We start from the raw sequence: 13,977 nt of genomic DNA on the forward strand, positions 1-13,977 counted from the left end.
GTTAACGCCCTCCTGTGTGGTGTTGTGAAGCGGGCTCAAAGTTCACCAGTGGTTCAACCACATCAGCCACGGTTTGGTGGGCAATACGGCGCTCTTCAAAGTAATCGTGGCGGTCGTAGATGCCCTCAACGCCTTTTAGCTTATGGTTAAGACAGCGTTCGGCCACATTGCCTGCAATGCCCAAAGAGGCGGCAAGGCTGCGAAAGGTGCGGCGCAAATCGTGTACGGTGAAGTGTTCAAGTTTGCCCATTTTATTGGGAGGCTGTTTTTTGCGCCCAGGCTCGCGACCAAATAGTTTAGAAATGGCGCGGTTCAGTGTATCTGGCCCCATATGTGGACGGTGGCTTGCTCGTCTGGCTGGGAAAACATAAGGCGATCCACAAGCACGGATTTGCAGCTCGTTAAACCAGGTAATGGCTTGGCGCGGTAAGGGGATGCTGATTGGCACGCCGGTTTTACTGCGTTCTTTGGGTAGATCCCATACGCCCGTGGTTAAGTCCATTTCACGCCACATGGCTTCACATAGTTCGCTTTTACGTACGCCCAACACCAAAAACAGACAGCAAGCGAGGTAGTTATCGCGGCCAAAGCTATTGATATGGGTATGAAACACACTAAAGGCGTAGTGAATTTCCTCTTTGCTAAGCATCCTGTCTTTACTGGACTCCACGCCACCGGCATCGTCCACGGTAAAGGCTGCGGCTGGGTTGTTCAGCGTTAAGTCGAGCTTTATCGCATGTCGAAACAGCTGCTTCATGTACATCAAGGTATCGTTGGCGATGGTAGGGCGGTTACTTTCTCGAATGCGCTCTAATACTTCGCGCACATCGCGTGCGGTCACCTCAGCAATACACTTAATGCCAATGACTGGGCTTATGTCTTTAGTGTAAACCCGATACGGAATCTTGGGATGCTTTAGTCGTCTACTCAGATCGGTTCGATACCAGTCATGGAACAGTTGATCTACGGTTTCAATGTCAGGTAACTCGATTTTCTGTTTTTCTAGAAGAGGATCTATGCCGTCACGTACTTCCTTTCGAAAGTATGCGGCGGCAATTCTGGCGTCTGCCAACGACATTAAAGGAAATTGCCCCAAGGTTGCTTCTCGTCTTCCTTTGGCTGTGGTGTAGCGGATCATCCAGTAAGGCGAGCCTTGTTTGCGGACGCAAAAGTATAGACCTTCACCATCTGAATATTTTTTGGGGTCGGCTTTGCTGTATGCAATAACCTGTTTTGCTGTGAGTTTTCCCATGTTTACTCCATAGTTGCTGAAATAATGGAGGGGGCAATAATGGCTGCCCACCACCGATTTGCTTATTGAATCAGCAGCTAACCTGTTGTGGTGGCGAGTTAAATGCGAAAATTGGGTAACTTACTGCCCACCAATTTGCTCACCGCAAAATGCTTATTGAGCCAAAATGAGGGTACTGCCCACCATTCTGCCCACCACTAAACAGGTAGTTGGTAACGGACATCTGCAAACCGATTTGGACGGGAAAAATAAAAAAGCCCTGTATTTACAAGCAAATAACAGGGCTTCTAAGACATTCTTGGACGGGTGAAAAAACTATTCGATGTTTTGAATCTGCTCGCGCATTTGCTCGATCAGTACTTTCAGTTCAACTGCGGCCTGGGTGCTTTCGGCAACAACGGCTTTGGACGACAGGGTGTTGGCCTCGCGGTTGAGTTCCTGCATTAAGAAGTCGAGCCGACGACCCACTGCGCCGCCTTTTTTGAGTACACGGCGCACTTCTTTTACGTGGGTGTCGAGGCGGTCGAGTTCTTCGTCGACATCGGCTTTCTGGGCAATCAGGGCCATTTCCTGTTCGAGTCGCTCGGCATCGAGTTCGGCTTTCAAGTCGGCAAGTCGCTGGCGAAGTTTATCCCGTTGGCCACTGACGATTTCCGGCATGCGCTGACGTAAATCGGCGACGATGCTGTCAATGCTGACGAGGCGTTGCTCGATCAGGTCGGCGAGTGCCAGGCCTTCGCGCTGGCGATTGTCGCATTGGTCTTGCAGGGCTTGCTCAAAGCTGGTCAGCAGCGCCTTGCTAATGGTGTCGCTGTCGATCTGGGCATTTTGCATGACGCCAGGCCAGCGCAATACTTCTAGTACGTTGATAGGCGCAGCATGGGCAATATCGGCCCGCAGGGCGTTTGCGGTGTTGAGCAGCTGTTCGGCCAGCTCTTGGTTAAGCGTCAGGCTTTGCTCTTGTTCTTGCAGGTTAATACGCAGCGAGCATTCCACTTTGCCGCGTTGCAGCGTCTTGCGCAGCCGATCGCGTAGCTCCGGTTCCAACTGGCGCCAGTTCTCGGGGAGTTTAAACGACAGCTCCAGGTAGCGGTGATTGACGGAGCGCAACTCCCAGATGGCGGTACCCCAGTCATGTTCACTGCGGCGGTGGGCGAAGGCGGTCATACTGCAAATAGTCACGGGCATCCCCTGTTAGTAGCGTCTTGTCACGGTATTGATACGCAGGCTTGGCATTGTAGCGGGAAACGGGTTTCGCTTCAGTGCCTGTGCGGCAGGTATACTGTCGCGCTTCAGTAGAGGAGATTGCTATGAGTTTTGTTCGACCGAGTGGCCGCAGCGCCGATGAAAAACGCGAGCTGCGTATTACCCGCAACTACACCTGTCACGCCGAGGGTTCTGTATTGATCGAAACCGGTGCAACGAAGGTGCTGTGTACGGCCTCGGTTGATGCTAGCGTTCCGCCGTTTTTGCGCGGCAAGGGACAGGGCTGGATCACGGCTGAATACGGCATGTTGCCGCGCAGTACCGGCAGTCGGATGGGGCGCGAGGCGGCGCGCGGTAAGCAGTCGGGCCGCACTCAGGAAATTCAGCGTTTAATTGGCCGCTCGCTGCGTGCCGCGGTGGATTTGAGCTTGCTGGGTGAGCACACTATTACGCTGGACTGCGATGTTATCCAAGCTGATGGCGGCACGCGCACAGCATCCATTACTGGCGCTGGCGTTGCATTGGTTGATGCCATTCGGCATTTGCAGCGCAGCGGCGCGATCACCGCTGACCCCCTCAAGCAAATGGTGGCTGCGGTTTCCGTTGGGGTTTATCAAGGTCAGCCAGTGTTGGACCTAGACTACATTGAAGACTCGTCAGCAGAGACCGATATGAATGTGGTTATGGACGAGGCGGGCGGCATAATTGAAGTGCAGGGAACCGCTGAGGGTGCAACTTTCAATCGCAATGAAATGAATGCGATGCTGGATTTGGCAGAGAAGGGTATCGCCGAGTTGATCGCGGCGCAGCAGGCCGCTTTAGTGGAGTAGCGGGCGTGTGGCGGAGGCTCAGCCTCCGCCGCTTATAAGCTTAAAAGGCGCTTTCTGGCAATTCGTAGTCGTAATCCATGATTACCGGCGCGTGCTTGCCGAATTGCTGCACTTTGTAGATGGCGCCGTACTCAACGCGCGGAATCAGCCTTTCTGACACCACCTGATAGTCTACGCGCCAGCCGTTTTTGCCTGGCTCGCCGTCGGGCCAATAGCTGAACTCATCGGCATCGGTATTCACCAGGCGGAAGGCGTCAGCGTAGTGTTCTTCATGGAACAAGCGTTCCATCCACTGCTGCTCTTCAGTAAGGCTGCCTGATACGCCGTGGTTGCCCTTCACATCCTGAATATCACTGCTTTTGTGGGCGATGCCCCAGTTGCCGCAAATGACGAAGTCGCGGCGCTTGTTGCGGACTTTGTGTAGGTGGTTGTAATACTGCTCAAAGAAGTTATTTTTGCGGATCTGCGCCTCGCTGTCGCCGTCGGGGACGCTGGGTGCCAGCAGGCTGCCGATGCTGATATTGTCGAAATCGGCCTGGATGTAGAGGCCATCCATATCGAAATCCATGAAGCCGAGGCCAGTCATAATGGCTTTGGGTAGCTGTTTGCAGTAAATCGCGACACCGTTACTTTTGCCATCGGCGGCATCGAAAAAGTACGGGTTATACTCGCGGGGGAAGAAGACGTCGTCGCGAAGCTTGTACTCGGCTATACCCAGGTTTTGCAGGCAGATGATATCCGCGTCCTGCTTGACGACCCAGTCAAAAAAGCCTCTTTCCGCAGCATCAGTGATGCTGTCAGCGCAAAAGCTGATGATTCTCATGTGCTTCCCGTGTGTCTACTAAGCGGGCCTGATGCCCTTATTCAACGATACTGTCGCCCGCCATTATTGGGGCAGAGTAGGCCGTGCTGTGTGCGTTGCAAGCCTCTAAAGGAGATTGCGATGCGACGAGATCGACACTTGCAAAGTCCGTACTAAACAGGTGTTTAGACTACAATGAAACCCTTTTTACGACAATCAATTGGGCGTGAATGTCGGCAAAAACACCATGATTGAGGGCGTTCCGCGGAGTTTTGCCTACAATGCCCGCGCTTCGCTCTGGGCCGCGGCCACTGCGGTGCGTACAATAAGGGGCTCTACAATCCAGCTTTTGTGAGATGAGTCGTAGCCGCCCATGAGTATTAAGCCTTTTCAGCAGCAGTTTATCCGCCAGGCCATCGACAGCGATGCGCTGTGTTTTGGTGAATTCACCCTGAAGTCGGGACGTGTCAGCCCGTATTTCTTTAACGCCGGCCGTTTTAGCAGCGGTGGCGCCTTAAGCGCATTGGCGGCCTGCTATGCCGACGCCATTGTGGACTCGGGGGTGCAGTTCGACGTGCTGTTTGGCCCGGCATACAAGGGGATTCCTCTGGCTGCGGCAACAGCCTGTGCACTTGCAGAGCGCCACAATATCGACATTCCCTTTGCCTATAACCGCAAAGAAGCCAAAGACCATGGCGAGGGCGGTACCTTGGTGGGCGCGGCGCTGCAGGGCCGTGTATTGATTATTGACGACGTGATTACTGCGGGTACGGCAATACGCGAGGCCATTACAATGATCGAAGCCGCGGGCGCCAGCGTGGCGGCCGTGGCGATTGGTCTCGACCGTCAGGAGCGCGGCAAGGGTGAGCTGTCGGCGATTCAGGAACTGGAACGCGAGCGCGACCTGGCAGTCATTAGTATTGTTGGCCTTAACGATATTGTTGAGTATCTGAATGCCGGTGCAGGCGATCCTGAACTAGTATCTAGGGTAAGTGCGTATCGTGAGCGCTACGGTGTGTCGTTATAGTTCTCAAAAAACAGGAGAGTGAGAGTTTATGCCTTGTTGGTCGTTACGGTTTCTCAGCCCACTATGCCTCGCGTTGGCCGTAGTGAGCGCGCCTGCCCTGGCGGCAGAGAAGCTGTTTTATCGCTACGTCGATGCCAACAATAAGGTGGTTATCCTCGATCGCTTACCACCTGATGTCGTGCCGCGCGGCTACGATGTGATCCGCGCTGACGGCAGTGTAGTGAAGAGTGTGGCCGCGCAGCTGACCGGCGCCGAGCGGGAGGCGTGGGAGCGCGAGAAAGCGGTGGCAAAAGCGCGAGCTGAAGCCGAGGAAAAAATGCGCGCTTGGGATGAGTCCCTGTTGCTGCGTTACAGCGATACCGCCGATATTGACCACGCCAAGGCGCGCGCACTCAACGATATACGGGTACGTATTTCGATACTGAAGAGCAATTTGTCGGCGCTGAAAGGCAAGGTTAGAAAGAATCAGTCGGAAGCGGCCGAACAGGAGCGCCGCGGTCGTCCAGTGCCAGAGGCGCTGGCAAAAACGCTAAATGACTTGCGTCGCGAAGTCAGTGCAACGGAGAGCGACCTTGAGCGACGCAACGCGGAATTGTTCGAAGTGGAAGAGGCCTACGAACGAGACAAGGCCCGCTTCTCTCAGCTGCAGGAAAACGTAAAACGACGCCGCGCTTTTCACAGCGAGAACAATTAGCGGCTAGCGGAAGACGGTCGCTCGCAGCAGCTGCCACTGGTCATCCCAGTCTGCGCTCGGCAGGCGCTTGAATTCACTGCGCACAAATTGCCCGATACGCCCCTCTACGCAGGCCATCAGTAAGTTTGCTGTGGTATTCGCGGTGGCCCGGGTGCGCAGCCCCTCGCGAAGTTCGGCTTCGCGCAATATTTGTCGCAGCTGCATTTCCAGTCGGTCGTAAAATTGTTGCACGCGGCTGCGCAAGCGCTCGTGCTCGCCCGCCAGGGCATCGCCATTGAAAATGCGAGTAATGCCGGGGTTGCGCTCGGTAAAAGCCAGCAGCAGGTGAAGGATTTTAGCGAGCTGGGCTTCTGCCTGCTCCTCTTCGCTGCAAATCAGCGCAACGCGACTGAAAATAGCCTCTTCTACAAACTCAATCAGGCCCTCAAACATCTTCGCCTTGCTGGGGAAGTGGCGGTATAGCGCCGCCTCGGAAACACCGACTTCGGCAGCCAGTTTTGCCGTGGTAATACGGCTGCCCGGCTGACTTTCCAGCATGGTGGCCAGAGACTGCAGAATTTCGTCGCGGCGAGAAGGTCGCTTAGTCATGGCCTGCCTTATTCGCCGCTGTCTGCAGCTTGCACGCTGCTGTTGGTGATGAGGGTGCCCACACCGGTGTCGGTGAAGATTTCCAGCAGGACGGCATGGGGCACGCGGCCATCGATAATATGGGCGCTGTTCACGCCGGCATTCACGGCACTGAGTGCGCAGCCGATCTTCGGTAACATGCCGCCATAAATGGTGCCGTCTTCAATCAGCGCGTCGACCTGTTCGGTACTCAGCCCGGTGAGGACTTTGCCTTCTTTGTTTTTCAGGCCCTCTATATTGGTGAGCAGCATCAGCTTCTCAGCCTTCAAGACCTCGGCAATTTTCCCTGCAACCAAGTCGGCATTGATGTTGTATGAGGCGCCATCCGGGCCGACCCCGATGGGAGCAATCACCGGGATAAAGTCGCTGTTGACCAACATATCCAGCACGTCGGTGCTAACACTTTCCACCTCGCCAACATGGCCAATATCGATAATCTCCGGGGCCGACATTTCCGGTGTTTTATGGCGAACCTTGAGCTTGCGGGCGCGAATTAATTGGCCGTCTTTGCCCGTTAGGCCCACGGCCTTGCCGCCGTTGTGGTTGAGCAGTGAGACAATTTCTTTATTGACGCTGCCGCCCAGCACCATTTCGACCACGTCCATGGTGTCGCTATCGGTCACGCGCATGCCTTCCACAAAGCGCGATTCGATTTGCAGCCGTTTCAGCAGGTCGCCGATCTGCGGGCCACCGCCGTGAACCACCACGGGATTCATGCCAACCAGTTTCATCAGCACGATGTCTCGCGCAAAGTGCTCCTTGAGCTGGTCGTCGACCATGGCGTTGCCGCCAAACTTTACAACGATGGTTTTGCCGGTGAAGCGCTGAATATAAGGCAGTGCTTCGGTCAGAACGCGGGCGACATCGCCCGCAGCGTCGCGGCTGAGTGACATAGTGTTTCTCGTGCTGGGGGCCGATTAGTCGGCCGTATAAAAAGGGTGACTATTAAAGACCATCTGCCAGGGTCGGATCAATCTTCGCCAGGGTTTGTGCGAAGCTTTCACGAATTCCATCCAGGGCGGCTGGGCTGTCTGCTTCAAATCGCAGGGAGATTGCTGGCCCGGTATTCGAGGCGCGCAATAAGCCCCAGCCATTGCGAAATTCGTAGCGCAGGCCGTCAATGTCGATAAGTTGGGCGTCGTCAAACTTGGCGTGATTCGCGAAGCTTTGCACCAGCGAGAATTTTCGCTCGTCGTCCACGGCGATCAGTATCTCCGGGCTACTGTGCAAGCTCGGGTAGCCGGCCAGTTCGTCGTCGAGGGTGGTGCCGGCCAGCGTGAGCGCTTCAAGCAGGCGCGCCGCCGCGTACATACCATCATCAAAGCCATACCAGCGCTCTTTAAAAAAGATGTGGCCGCTGAACTCGCCGCCGAGCAGTGCATCGCTGTCGGCCATCTTGCGTTTCATATGTGAGTGGCCGCATTTCCACATGGTGGGGCGGCCGCCGTGATTCACAATAAGCTGGCTGAGCAGCCGACTGCATTTTACGTCGAACAATACCTCGCAGCCGGGGTTGCGGCTCACCATGTCGTCGGCGAGCAGCATCAGTAATTCGTCGGCGCGGGGGCGTCGGCCACTGGCGCTTACTACCGCCACGCGATCGCCGTCGCCGTCAAAGGCGATGCCGATATCCGCCTGGTGCTCGCTAACCGCTGCGGCGAGAGCATCCAGGTGCTCCGGGATCGTGGGGTCGGGGTCGCGGTTGGGAAAGCTGCCGTCGATGTTGCAGAACAGCGGCACCACCTCGCAGCCCAGTTCTTCAAACAGTGGCACAACAATGTTGGCGGTGGCGCCATTGCCGGCGTCGATAACCACTTTCAAACTCTGTGCGACCACGACGTCACTGCATATTCGGTCTATGTAGCGCTGCTCAATGCTGTCGTTGCTGAGTTGGCCGTCGCCACTGGCGAAATTCAGGCTTTCAATGCGTCGCGCCAGGGACTGTATGTCGTCGCTCGTGAGGCTCTGAAAATCCAACAGCATTTTCATGCCATTGTGGTCAGCGGGGTTGTGGCTGCCGGTGATCATTACGGCGCTGCCAATATTCAGGTCGTAGCAGGCGAAGTTGAGCATGGGCGTCGCGATAATGCCTAAATCGACAACATCAACGCCACTGCCTAACAGGCCTTTGAGTAAGGCTTCGCGAATGCGTGGGCTGCTGTTGCGACCATCGCGCCCCAGCAGCATTTTGCTGTGGCCGCGCGCCTGGGCCTCGCTGCCCAGCGCCAGGCCAATTTGCACGCAGTGCGCGTCGCTAAGGTCGCGGTCGGCAATGCCGCGGATGTCATAGGCGCGAAAGCAGTTCAATGCCAAAGCCGGGCCGCTCTCTTCCGGCGCTGTATCTGCCGCTGGCTGGGGAGCAGGAGGCTCGGCGTGCGCGGCGGTTTTTTTCCGCAGTGGTGCCGCTTCGGGGAGGGGCGGGGTTAGGCTGCCTTGGGGGTTAAATGGCGCCGTACCTTGGTCGCTTTCACTGGGCTTTCGCGCAGCCAGTTTGCGGGCCAGTTGCTGCTCGAGGCTGGGTGGCGGTGACTTGGTGGCAGGGGCGGGTTGTGGCGCTGGGCTGCTTTGCTGTTGATCGGCGCGAAGAAAGAAAATGCTGTGGCTGCCGACGATGATGCCAAGGCAAAGCAAACCCGCAAGCCAAATAAGTGTACCGTCGACGCGCAGTGTCTCTAGCATTGCCGACTGCGGCAGCACATGCAATGTCCAGCCGGGCACGGGTAGGTTCCGGCTCACCATATACTCGCTAAATTGTTTTGAGTCAGCGGCAATGACGATGTCTTCTCGGTCTTTGTAGCGCTGCACCAACTCGCTGTGCACGCTGGTGCCTGCAATATTTCGCAGGATGCGCGCAAAAAATTGGCTGTCAAAGCTAACGATAATGGCGCCGCGTGCATTCACTTGCTGCAGCATCGAGATGATCCACTGGCCGTCGTGGCGGTAGGCCTCTATGGTGAGCTTGCCGGTGTCAGTGGCTTTGCGCAGCATGTCTATTTCTATGTGGTTGCGCAGCCGATCCGTTTGGCTGCGCTCGTCGGCGATACCCTGATCGCCCAGCTGAATAAGCTTGGCATCTATTGCCGCAGGGAAGCTGCGTTGCAGGTCGCGCTCCTGCTGCTTAAGCCGCTGTTGATCTCCGCGGATCAGTGCCTCGGCGATGGAGGGACTTGCCGCCTGGGCGCTAACCCGCTTGCCGATGGAGTCGACAACATCAATAACGACTTTGCGCTGGTGTTCGGCGATATTGCTGGTAACACCAATAACGTTTTGATTCAGGCTGCGCGGCAGCTGGATGGTTTGGATCCAGTAGAACGCGCCGATTATCAGCGCGGCGCAGACAATACCGGAGGCGAGAATATCTCTGCGCGCAGGAGAAAGTGGAAATTTAACGGCCGCTTTGGCGCTACGCTTTTTTGTCATGGGCCTGGCTGATCTTCTGCAAAAGTTGGTTTAGAACTTTCATCATGGTAGTGCATTGGGCTGCTGTCTAGCGAAAGGCGGCACAAGCGGAGAATCTTTGCCCGCCTCAGCCGTTGTGATCGCGCTTTTGCTCGGCGTATCGCGCGGCGATAAGGTCGATCAATTGTTTCGCGAGTTGGCGCTTACCCATCTGCTCCAGTTTTTGTTGTCCGCTGGGGTCGATGATCGTCACGCTGTTCTCATCAGAATTAAAGCCGATACGTGTGTCCGAGACGTCATTGGCAATAATCATATCGAGGTTCTTTTTCTCGAGTTTGCCTTTAGCGTAGTGAATAACGTCTTGCGTTTCGGCAGCGAAGCCCACCGTGAAGGGCCGCTGAGCGTGGCTGGCTACAGCGCTAACGATATCTGGGTTGCGCACCAGCTCGATATGCATCGACGTGTTCTGCTTCTTTATTTTCTGTTCTTCGATGTGGACCGGGCGGTAGTCTGCGACTGCGGCGCAGGCGATGAAAATATCGCAACTGCCCATATTTGCCATGCTCGCCTGATACATGTCGTCGGCGCTGATGACATCTACCCGTGTCACTCGCGGCGGGCAGGGCAGCTGGGTCGGGCCGCTAATTAAGGTGACGCGGGCACCGGCGTCGGCAGCCGCCTCGGCCAGTGCGTAGCCCATTTTGCCGGAGCTGTGGTTGCTGATATAGCGAACCGGATCAATTGCTTCGCGCGTGGGGCCGGCGGTAATGCTCAGGGAAATACCATCCAGCGCGCGGCTGTTAAATAACCCGGCTGCCAGCTCTGCCAGTTGCTCGGCTTCGAGCATGCGGCCGGGGCCAACATCGCCGCAGGCTTGTTCTCCGGCTGCGGGGCCGAACAGGGCGACACCGCGTTGGCGCAGCGTGTCGGCGTTCGCCTGGGTTGCGGGGTCGCGCCACATCCCCTGGTTCATTGCCGGGGCCAGCGCGATGGGCGCGGGTGTTGCCAGGCACAGGGTGGTCAGTAAGTCGTCGCCGCGGCCGCTTGCCAGGCGCGCCATAAAGTCGGCGCTGGCCGGCGCTACGAGGATCAAGTCCGCCCAGCGCGCCAGTTCAATGTGGCCCATACCGGCTTCGGCTTCGGGGTCGAGCAGTGCCGTGTGCACCGGGTTGCCCGACAGCGCTTGAAGGGTGAGCGGGGTAATGAACTCCATTGCGGCGGCCGTCATTACCACTCGCACATCGGCGCCGTGATCTTTGAGGCGGCGCACTAGCTCGGCGCTTTTGTAGGCGGCGATGCCACCAGTGATGCCGAGAAGGATTTGTCGATTACTGAGCTGCTTCATGCCTGGGCTCGATATTGCCAATAAAGCCGCTATTATGAACTTTCAAGGCGATTGGCACTAGGCGGAGCGTCCATAAACATCGCTTTGCTTTGCAGCATCACCAAGGAGGGTGGTATGGCAATCTGTGATTGGCCCGCGGATGAACGGCCCCGTGAAAAACTGTTGCAGCGTGGCGCTCAGGCGCTGTCCGATGCCGAGTTGCTCGCCATTTTTCTGCGAACCGGCGTACGCGGCAAGTCGGCGGTTGATCTCGCGCGGGAGTTGTTGGCGGAGCACGAGGGGCTGGCGGCACTGATGTCGGCCTCCCAGCAGCGCTTCTGCCAGTCAAAGGGGCTGGGCGACGCCAAGTACGTTCAGCTGCAAGCAGTGATTGAGATGTCCCGCCGCTACTTGGCTGAGGCTCTCCAGCGCGAGCAGGTGTTCGCCAGCGCGGCCGCGACCAAACAGTATTTGTGCGCGCAGTTACGCGGCGAGCGGCGTGAGGTTTTTGCGGTGCTATATCTGGACAACCAGCATGCGCTGATTGCCTATGAGCCGCTGTTTTTTGGCACGATTGACGGCGCCGCTGTCTACCCGCGGGAGATTGCCCGTCGTGCTCTGGAGCTAAATGCCGCGGCGATAATCGTTGCCCACAACCACCCCAGTGGGGTCGCCGAGCCCAGCGACGCCGATGTGCGAATCACGGCCCGCATCCGCGAGGCCGTGCAGCTGTTGGATATTCGTTTGTTAGATCACTGCATTGTGGCCGGCCCCGAGGTGATTTCCCTGGCGGAGCGCGGCCTTTTGTAAAGCGCTCTAGCTCAGGGCCATCATCGACTTTACATCAAAGCTTTGCAGCTCGTCTTCGCGGCCATCGCGCAACTTGGCGACCCAATTGGGGTCTTGCAGCAGTGCCCGGCCAACCGCGATCAGGTCGAACTCGCCGTCGCTCATGCGCTGCTCGAGTTCGTCCATGCGCTGGTGCTGGTCGCGCTCAGATGACATCCCTTTGGCCAGTGTGTCGAGGAAGTCGCCCTCAAGGCCAACCGAGCCGACGCTGATAGTGGGTTTGCCGGTCAGCTTCTTCGCCCAGCCGGCAAAATTCAGTGACGACCCCTCAAACTCCGGCTCCCAAAAGCGGCGCTGTGAACAGTGGAAAATATCGGCCCCGGCGTCGCTGAGCGCCTCAAGCCAGGCGGCCATTTCCTCGGGGGTGTCGGCGAGTCGGGCCTGATAGTCCTGCTGCTTCCACTGGGAAATTCGCAGGATCAGCGCAAAGTCTTCACCCACCACTGCCCGCGCCGCTCTGAGAATCTCCACCGCAAAGCGACTGCGCTCTACCAGGGTTTTGCCGCCATATTTGTCGTCGCGCTGGTTGGTCGGCCCCCAAAAGAATTCATCAATCAGGTAGCCGTGGGCGCCGTGAAACTCAGCGGCGTCGCAGCCGATTTGCTTTGCGGCGAGGGCCGCTTGGGCAAAGGCATCAATGGTGTCGGCAATGTCGCTGTCGGACATGACGCGGCCACGGGTTTTTCCGGGTGAGGGAATCCCTGACGGGCTTTCTAATAGCGCGTCGTCAATGCGCTCGGCGCCGCCCGCGGCCCGCATCGCGCCCACGTGCCAAAGCTGGGGGGCAAAGTGGCCACCAGCATCGTGTACCGCTTCGACAACCTGCTGCCACGCGGCGAGCTCGGCTTCGCCGTGAAAACGGGGAACCTTGGCGTCGTTGAGCGCGCCGGGGCGGCCAATGCCCGTTCCCTCGGAGATGATCAGGCCGACGCCGCCTTCGGCGCGACGCTGGTAGTAGCCGCGCATGGCATCGGAGACAATACCGCCGGGCGAGTGCGAGCGCGTCATCGGTGCCATGGCCAGGCGATTGGGTAGCTGCAATGACTTGCAGGAGAAGGGGGTAAACAGAGCGTCGCGTGACATAATCTGGGTGGCCTCCACGGGGCTGATTCTCAAAATGTGTGTGGGCGCGAATTTAGTCGCGCGCGATACAAATTTGAGCTTAACACGCAACTGGCAATGGCGATAGCGCCACATCTGCACCGCAATGCTGGTTTTTTCACCAGTTTCATTGATTAGGGGGGAGGCTTCTGGTATAAAGTCGCGCTCAATTTGGGTCTGACCGCTGCGCGGTGTCAAGCGAGCCTGATTCGGGCACTGGTTTTCCCGGTGCTGCGGCCCATATTTTTTAAAGCGAAAGTTTTGAAGCAGAATTCATCGGGCTTTTTTGCGTAAAAAGCTTAAAGAGGCGAAGGAAAATCATGTCCAGAGTATGTCAAGTTACTGGTAAGCGTCCGGTAACCGGTAACAATGTATCCCACGCAAAAAACCGCACCCGTCGTCGTTTTTTGCCAAACCTGCACAGCCACCGTTTCTGGGTTGAAGCAGAAAAACGTTTCGTAACCTTGCGCGTATCTGCCAAGGGCATGCGTATCATCGACAAAAAGGGCATCGATGCAGTTCTGGCTGATCTGCGCGCCCGTGGCGAAAAATACTAAGGAGAACCATCATGGCGAAGAAAGGCGCTAGCGATAAAATCCGTCTGGTCTCCAGCGCGGGCACTGGTCACTTCTACACGACCACTAAAAACAAGCGTAACACTCCGGACAAGTTCGAATTTAAAAAATACGACCCGGTTGTTCGCAAGCACGTGATCTACAAAGAAGCCAAAATCAAGTAAGGCCTCTTCGCGAGATTGCAAAAAGCCGCGCTGGTCGCGGCTTTTTTTATGCCTGACGTTTTTGCCTCGGACTTTTGCGATAATACTGGCTTTGGCCACACCCAGATTAGCAACACAAGGATGCTGA

At 56.7% G+C, this 13,977-nt stretch carries 14 protein-coding genes; 6 read left to right on the forward strand and 8 right to left on the reverse strand.

The window, feature by feature from the left end; all coding sequences use genetic code 11:
• Window position 1: 1 nt before the first annotated feature.
• Window positions 2–1,303: a tyrosine-type recombinase/integrase gene (locus HNR64_RS14300; protein WP_476749634.1), complete on the reverse strand. Its 1,302-nt coding sequence runs from the start codon at window positions 1,301–1,303 to the stop codon at window positions 2–4.
• Window positions 1,304–1,567: 264 nt separating this feature from the next.
• Complete coding sequence (locus HNR64_RS14305; RefSeq protein ID WP_420853753.1) at window positions 1,568–2,419, reverse strand: YicC/YloC family endoribonuclease; 852 nt, start codon at window positions 2,417–2,419, stop codon at window positions 1,568–1,570.
• 143 nt (window positions 2,420–2,562) lie between these two features.
• Here HNR64_RS14305 and rph point away from each other — a divergent pair, with 143 nt between their 5' ends.
• Entirely contained in the window at window positions 2,563–3,288 is a 726-nt protein-coding gene (gene rph, locus HNR64_RS14310) for a ribonuclease PH (RefSeq protein ID WP_204997110.1), read from the forward strand.
• 40 nt (window positions 3,289–3,328) lie between these two features.
• Here rph and HNR64_RS14315 read toward each other — a convergent pair whose 3' ends face one another.
• The gene (locus HNR64_RS14315) at window positions 3,329–4,111 is read right to left on the reverse strand and encodes an exodeoxyribonuclease III (RefSeq protein WP_204997112.1); all 783 of its coding nucleotides are present in this window, start codon (window positions 4,109–4,111) and stop codon (window positions 3,329–3,331) included.
• Between the two features lie 352 nt (window positions 4,112–4,463).
• On the opposite strand from HNR64_RS14315, the gene pyrE reads away from it, so the two are divergent.
• Together pyrE and HNR64_RS14325 are read left to right on the forward strand one after the other, a co-directional pair.
• On the forward strand, window positions 4,464–5,117 hold the full coding sequence (pyrE, locus tag HNR64_RS14320) for an orotate phosphoribosyltransferase (RefSeq protein WP_027874795.1): 654 nt from the start codon (window positions 4,464–4,466) through the stop codon (window positions 5,115–5,117).
• Between the two features lie 82 nt (window positions 5,118–5,199).
• Window positions 5,200–5,811 (forward strand): hypothetical protein, encoded by a 612-nt coding sequence (locus tag HNR64_RS14325; protein ID WP_204997114.1) that lies wholly within the window; start codon window positions 5,200–5,202, stop codon window positions 5,809–5,811.
• A gap of 3 nt (window positions 5,812–5,814) precedes the next feature.
• Here the strand turns inward: HNR64_RS14325 and slmA are convergent, their stop codons facing one another.
• The 4 genes from slmA to coaBC all read right to left on the reverse strand — a co-directional run bounded on the left by slmA (window position 5,815) and on the right by coaBC (window position 11,182).
• Window positions 5,815–6,399, reverse strand: a complete 585-nt coding sequence (gene slmA, locus HNR64_RS14330; protein ID WP_204997115.1) for a nucleoid occlusion factor SlmA — start codon at window positions 6,397–6,399, stop codon at window positions 5,815–5,817.
• 8 nt (window positions 6,400–6,407) lie between these two features.
• Entirely contained in the window at window positions 6,408–7,331 is a 924-nt protein-coding gene (argB, locus tag HNR64_RS14335; RefSeq protein WP_204997116.1) for an acetylglutamate kinase, read from the reverse strand.
• A 52-nt stretch (window positions 7,332–7,383) separates the two neighbouring features.
• Window positions 7,384–9,858 (reverse strand): phosphomannomutase/phosphoglucomutase, encoded by a 2,475-nt coding sequence (locus HNR64_RS14340; protein ID WP_204997117.1) that lies wholly within the window; start codon window positions 9,856–9,858, stop codon window positions 7,384–7,386.
• 106 nt (window positions 9,859–9,964) lie between these two features.
• Window positions 9,965–11,182: a bifunctional phosphopantothenoylcysteine decarboxylase/phosphopantothenate--cysteine ligase CoaBC gene (gene coaBC / locus HNR64_RS14345; protein WP_204997119.1), complete on the reverse strand. Its 1,218-nt coding sequence runs from the start codon at window positions 11,180–11,182 to the stop codon at window positions 9,965–9,967.
• A 114-nt stretch (window positions 11,183–11,296) separates the two neighbouring features.
• On the opposite strand from coaBC, the gene radC reads away from it, so the two are divergent.
• Window positions 11,297–11,971, forward strand: a complete 675-nt coding sequence (radC, locus tag HNR64_RS14350; RefSeq protein ID WP_204997121.1) for a RadC family protein — start codon at window positions 11,297–11,299, stop codon at window positions 11,969–11,971.
• A gap of 6 nt (window positions 11,972–11,977) precedes the next feature.
• On the opposite strand, the gene HNR64_RS14355 is transcribed toward radC, so the two are convergent.
• Complete coding sequence (locus HNR64_RS14355; RefSeq protein ID WP_204997123.1) at window positions 11,978–13,093, reverse strand: NADH:flavin oxidoreductase; 1,116 nt, start codon at window positions 13,091–13,093, stop codon at window positions 11,978–11,980.
• A 338-nt stretch (window positions 13,094–13,431) separates the two neighbouring features.
• On the opposite strand from HNR64_RS14355, the gene rpmB reads away from it, so the two are divergent.
• Together rpmB and rpmG are read left to right on the forward strand one after the other, a co-directional pair.
• Window positions 13,432–13,668 (forward strand): 50S ribosomal protein L28, encoded by a 237-nt coding sequence (gene rpmB / locus HNR64_RS14360; RefSeq protein WP_022959071.1) that lies wholly within the window; start codon window positions 13,432–13,434, stop codon window positions 13,666–13,668.
• A gap of 11 nt (window positions 13,669–13,679) precedes the next feature.
• Complete coding sequence (rpmG, locus tag HNR64_RS14365) at window positions 13,680–13,850, forward strand: 50S ribosomal protein L33 (protein ID WP_022959072.1); 171 nt, start codon at window positions 13,680–13,682, stop codon at window positions 13,848–13,850.
• Window positions 13,851–13,977: the final 127 nt, after the last annotated feature.

This window comes from Spongiibacter marinus (genome assembly GCF_016906995.1).
In the GTDB taxonomy this organism is placed as follows: Bacteria; Pseudomonadota; Gammaproteobacteria; order Pseudomonadales; family Spongiibacteraceae; genus Spongiibacter; species Spongiibacter marinus.

What these genes read in the sequence shown, in the direction of transcription:
- HNR64_RS14315 (WP_204997112.1), bottom strand. Translation starts at nt 4,111, where the DNA reads ATGAGAATCATCAGCTTTTGCGCTGACAGCATCACTGATGCTGCGGAA.
- radC (WP_204997121.1), top strand. Translation starts at nt 11,297, where the DNA reads ATGGCAATCTGTGATTGGCCCGCGGATGAACGGCCCCGTGAAAAACTG.
- rpmB (WP_022959071.1), top strand. Translation starts at nt 13,432, where the DNA reads ATGTCCAGAGTATGTCAAGTTACTGGTAAGCGTCCGGTAACCGGTAAC.
- rph (WP_204997110.1), top strand. Translation starts at nt 2,563, where the DNA reads ATGAGTTTTGTTCGACCGAGTGGCCGCAGCGCCGATGAAAAACGCGAG.
- slmA (WP_204997115.1), bottom strand. Translation starts at nt 6,399, where the DNA reads ATGACTAAGCGACCTTCTCGCCGCGACGAAATTCTGCAGTCTCTGGCC.
- HNR64_RS14340 (WP_204997117.1), bottom strand. Translation starts at nt 9,858, where the DNA reads ATGACAAAAAAGCGTAGCGCCAAAGCGGCCGTTAAATTTCCACTTTCT.
- pyrE (WP_027874795.1), top strand. Translation starts at nt 4,464, where the DNA reads ATGAGTATTAAGCCTTTTCAGCAGCAGTTTATCCGCCAGGCCATCGAC.
- rpmG (WP_022959072.1), top strand. Translation starts at nt 13,680, where the DNA reads ATGGCGAAGAAAGGCGCTAGCGATAAAATCCGTCTGGTCTCCAGCGCG.
- HNR64_RS14355 (WP_204997123.1), bottom strand. Translation starts at nt 13,093, where the DNA reads ATGTCACGCGACGCTCTGTTTACCCCCTTCTCCTGCAAGTCATTGCAG.
- HNR64_RS14305 (WP_420853753.1), bottom strand. Translation starts at nt 2,419, where the DNA reads ATGACCGCCTTCGCCCACCGCCGCAGTGAACATGACTGGGGTACCGCC.
- coaBC (WP_204997119.1), bottom strand. Translation starts at nt 11,182, where the DNA reads ATGAAGCAGCTCAGTAATCGACAAATCCTTCTCGGCATCACTGGTGGC.
- argB (WP_204997116.1), bottom strand. Translation starts at nt 7,331, where the DNA reads ATGTCACTCAGCCGCGACGCTGCGGGCGATGTCGCCCGCGTTCTGACC.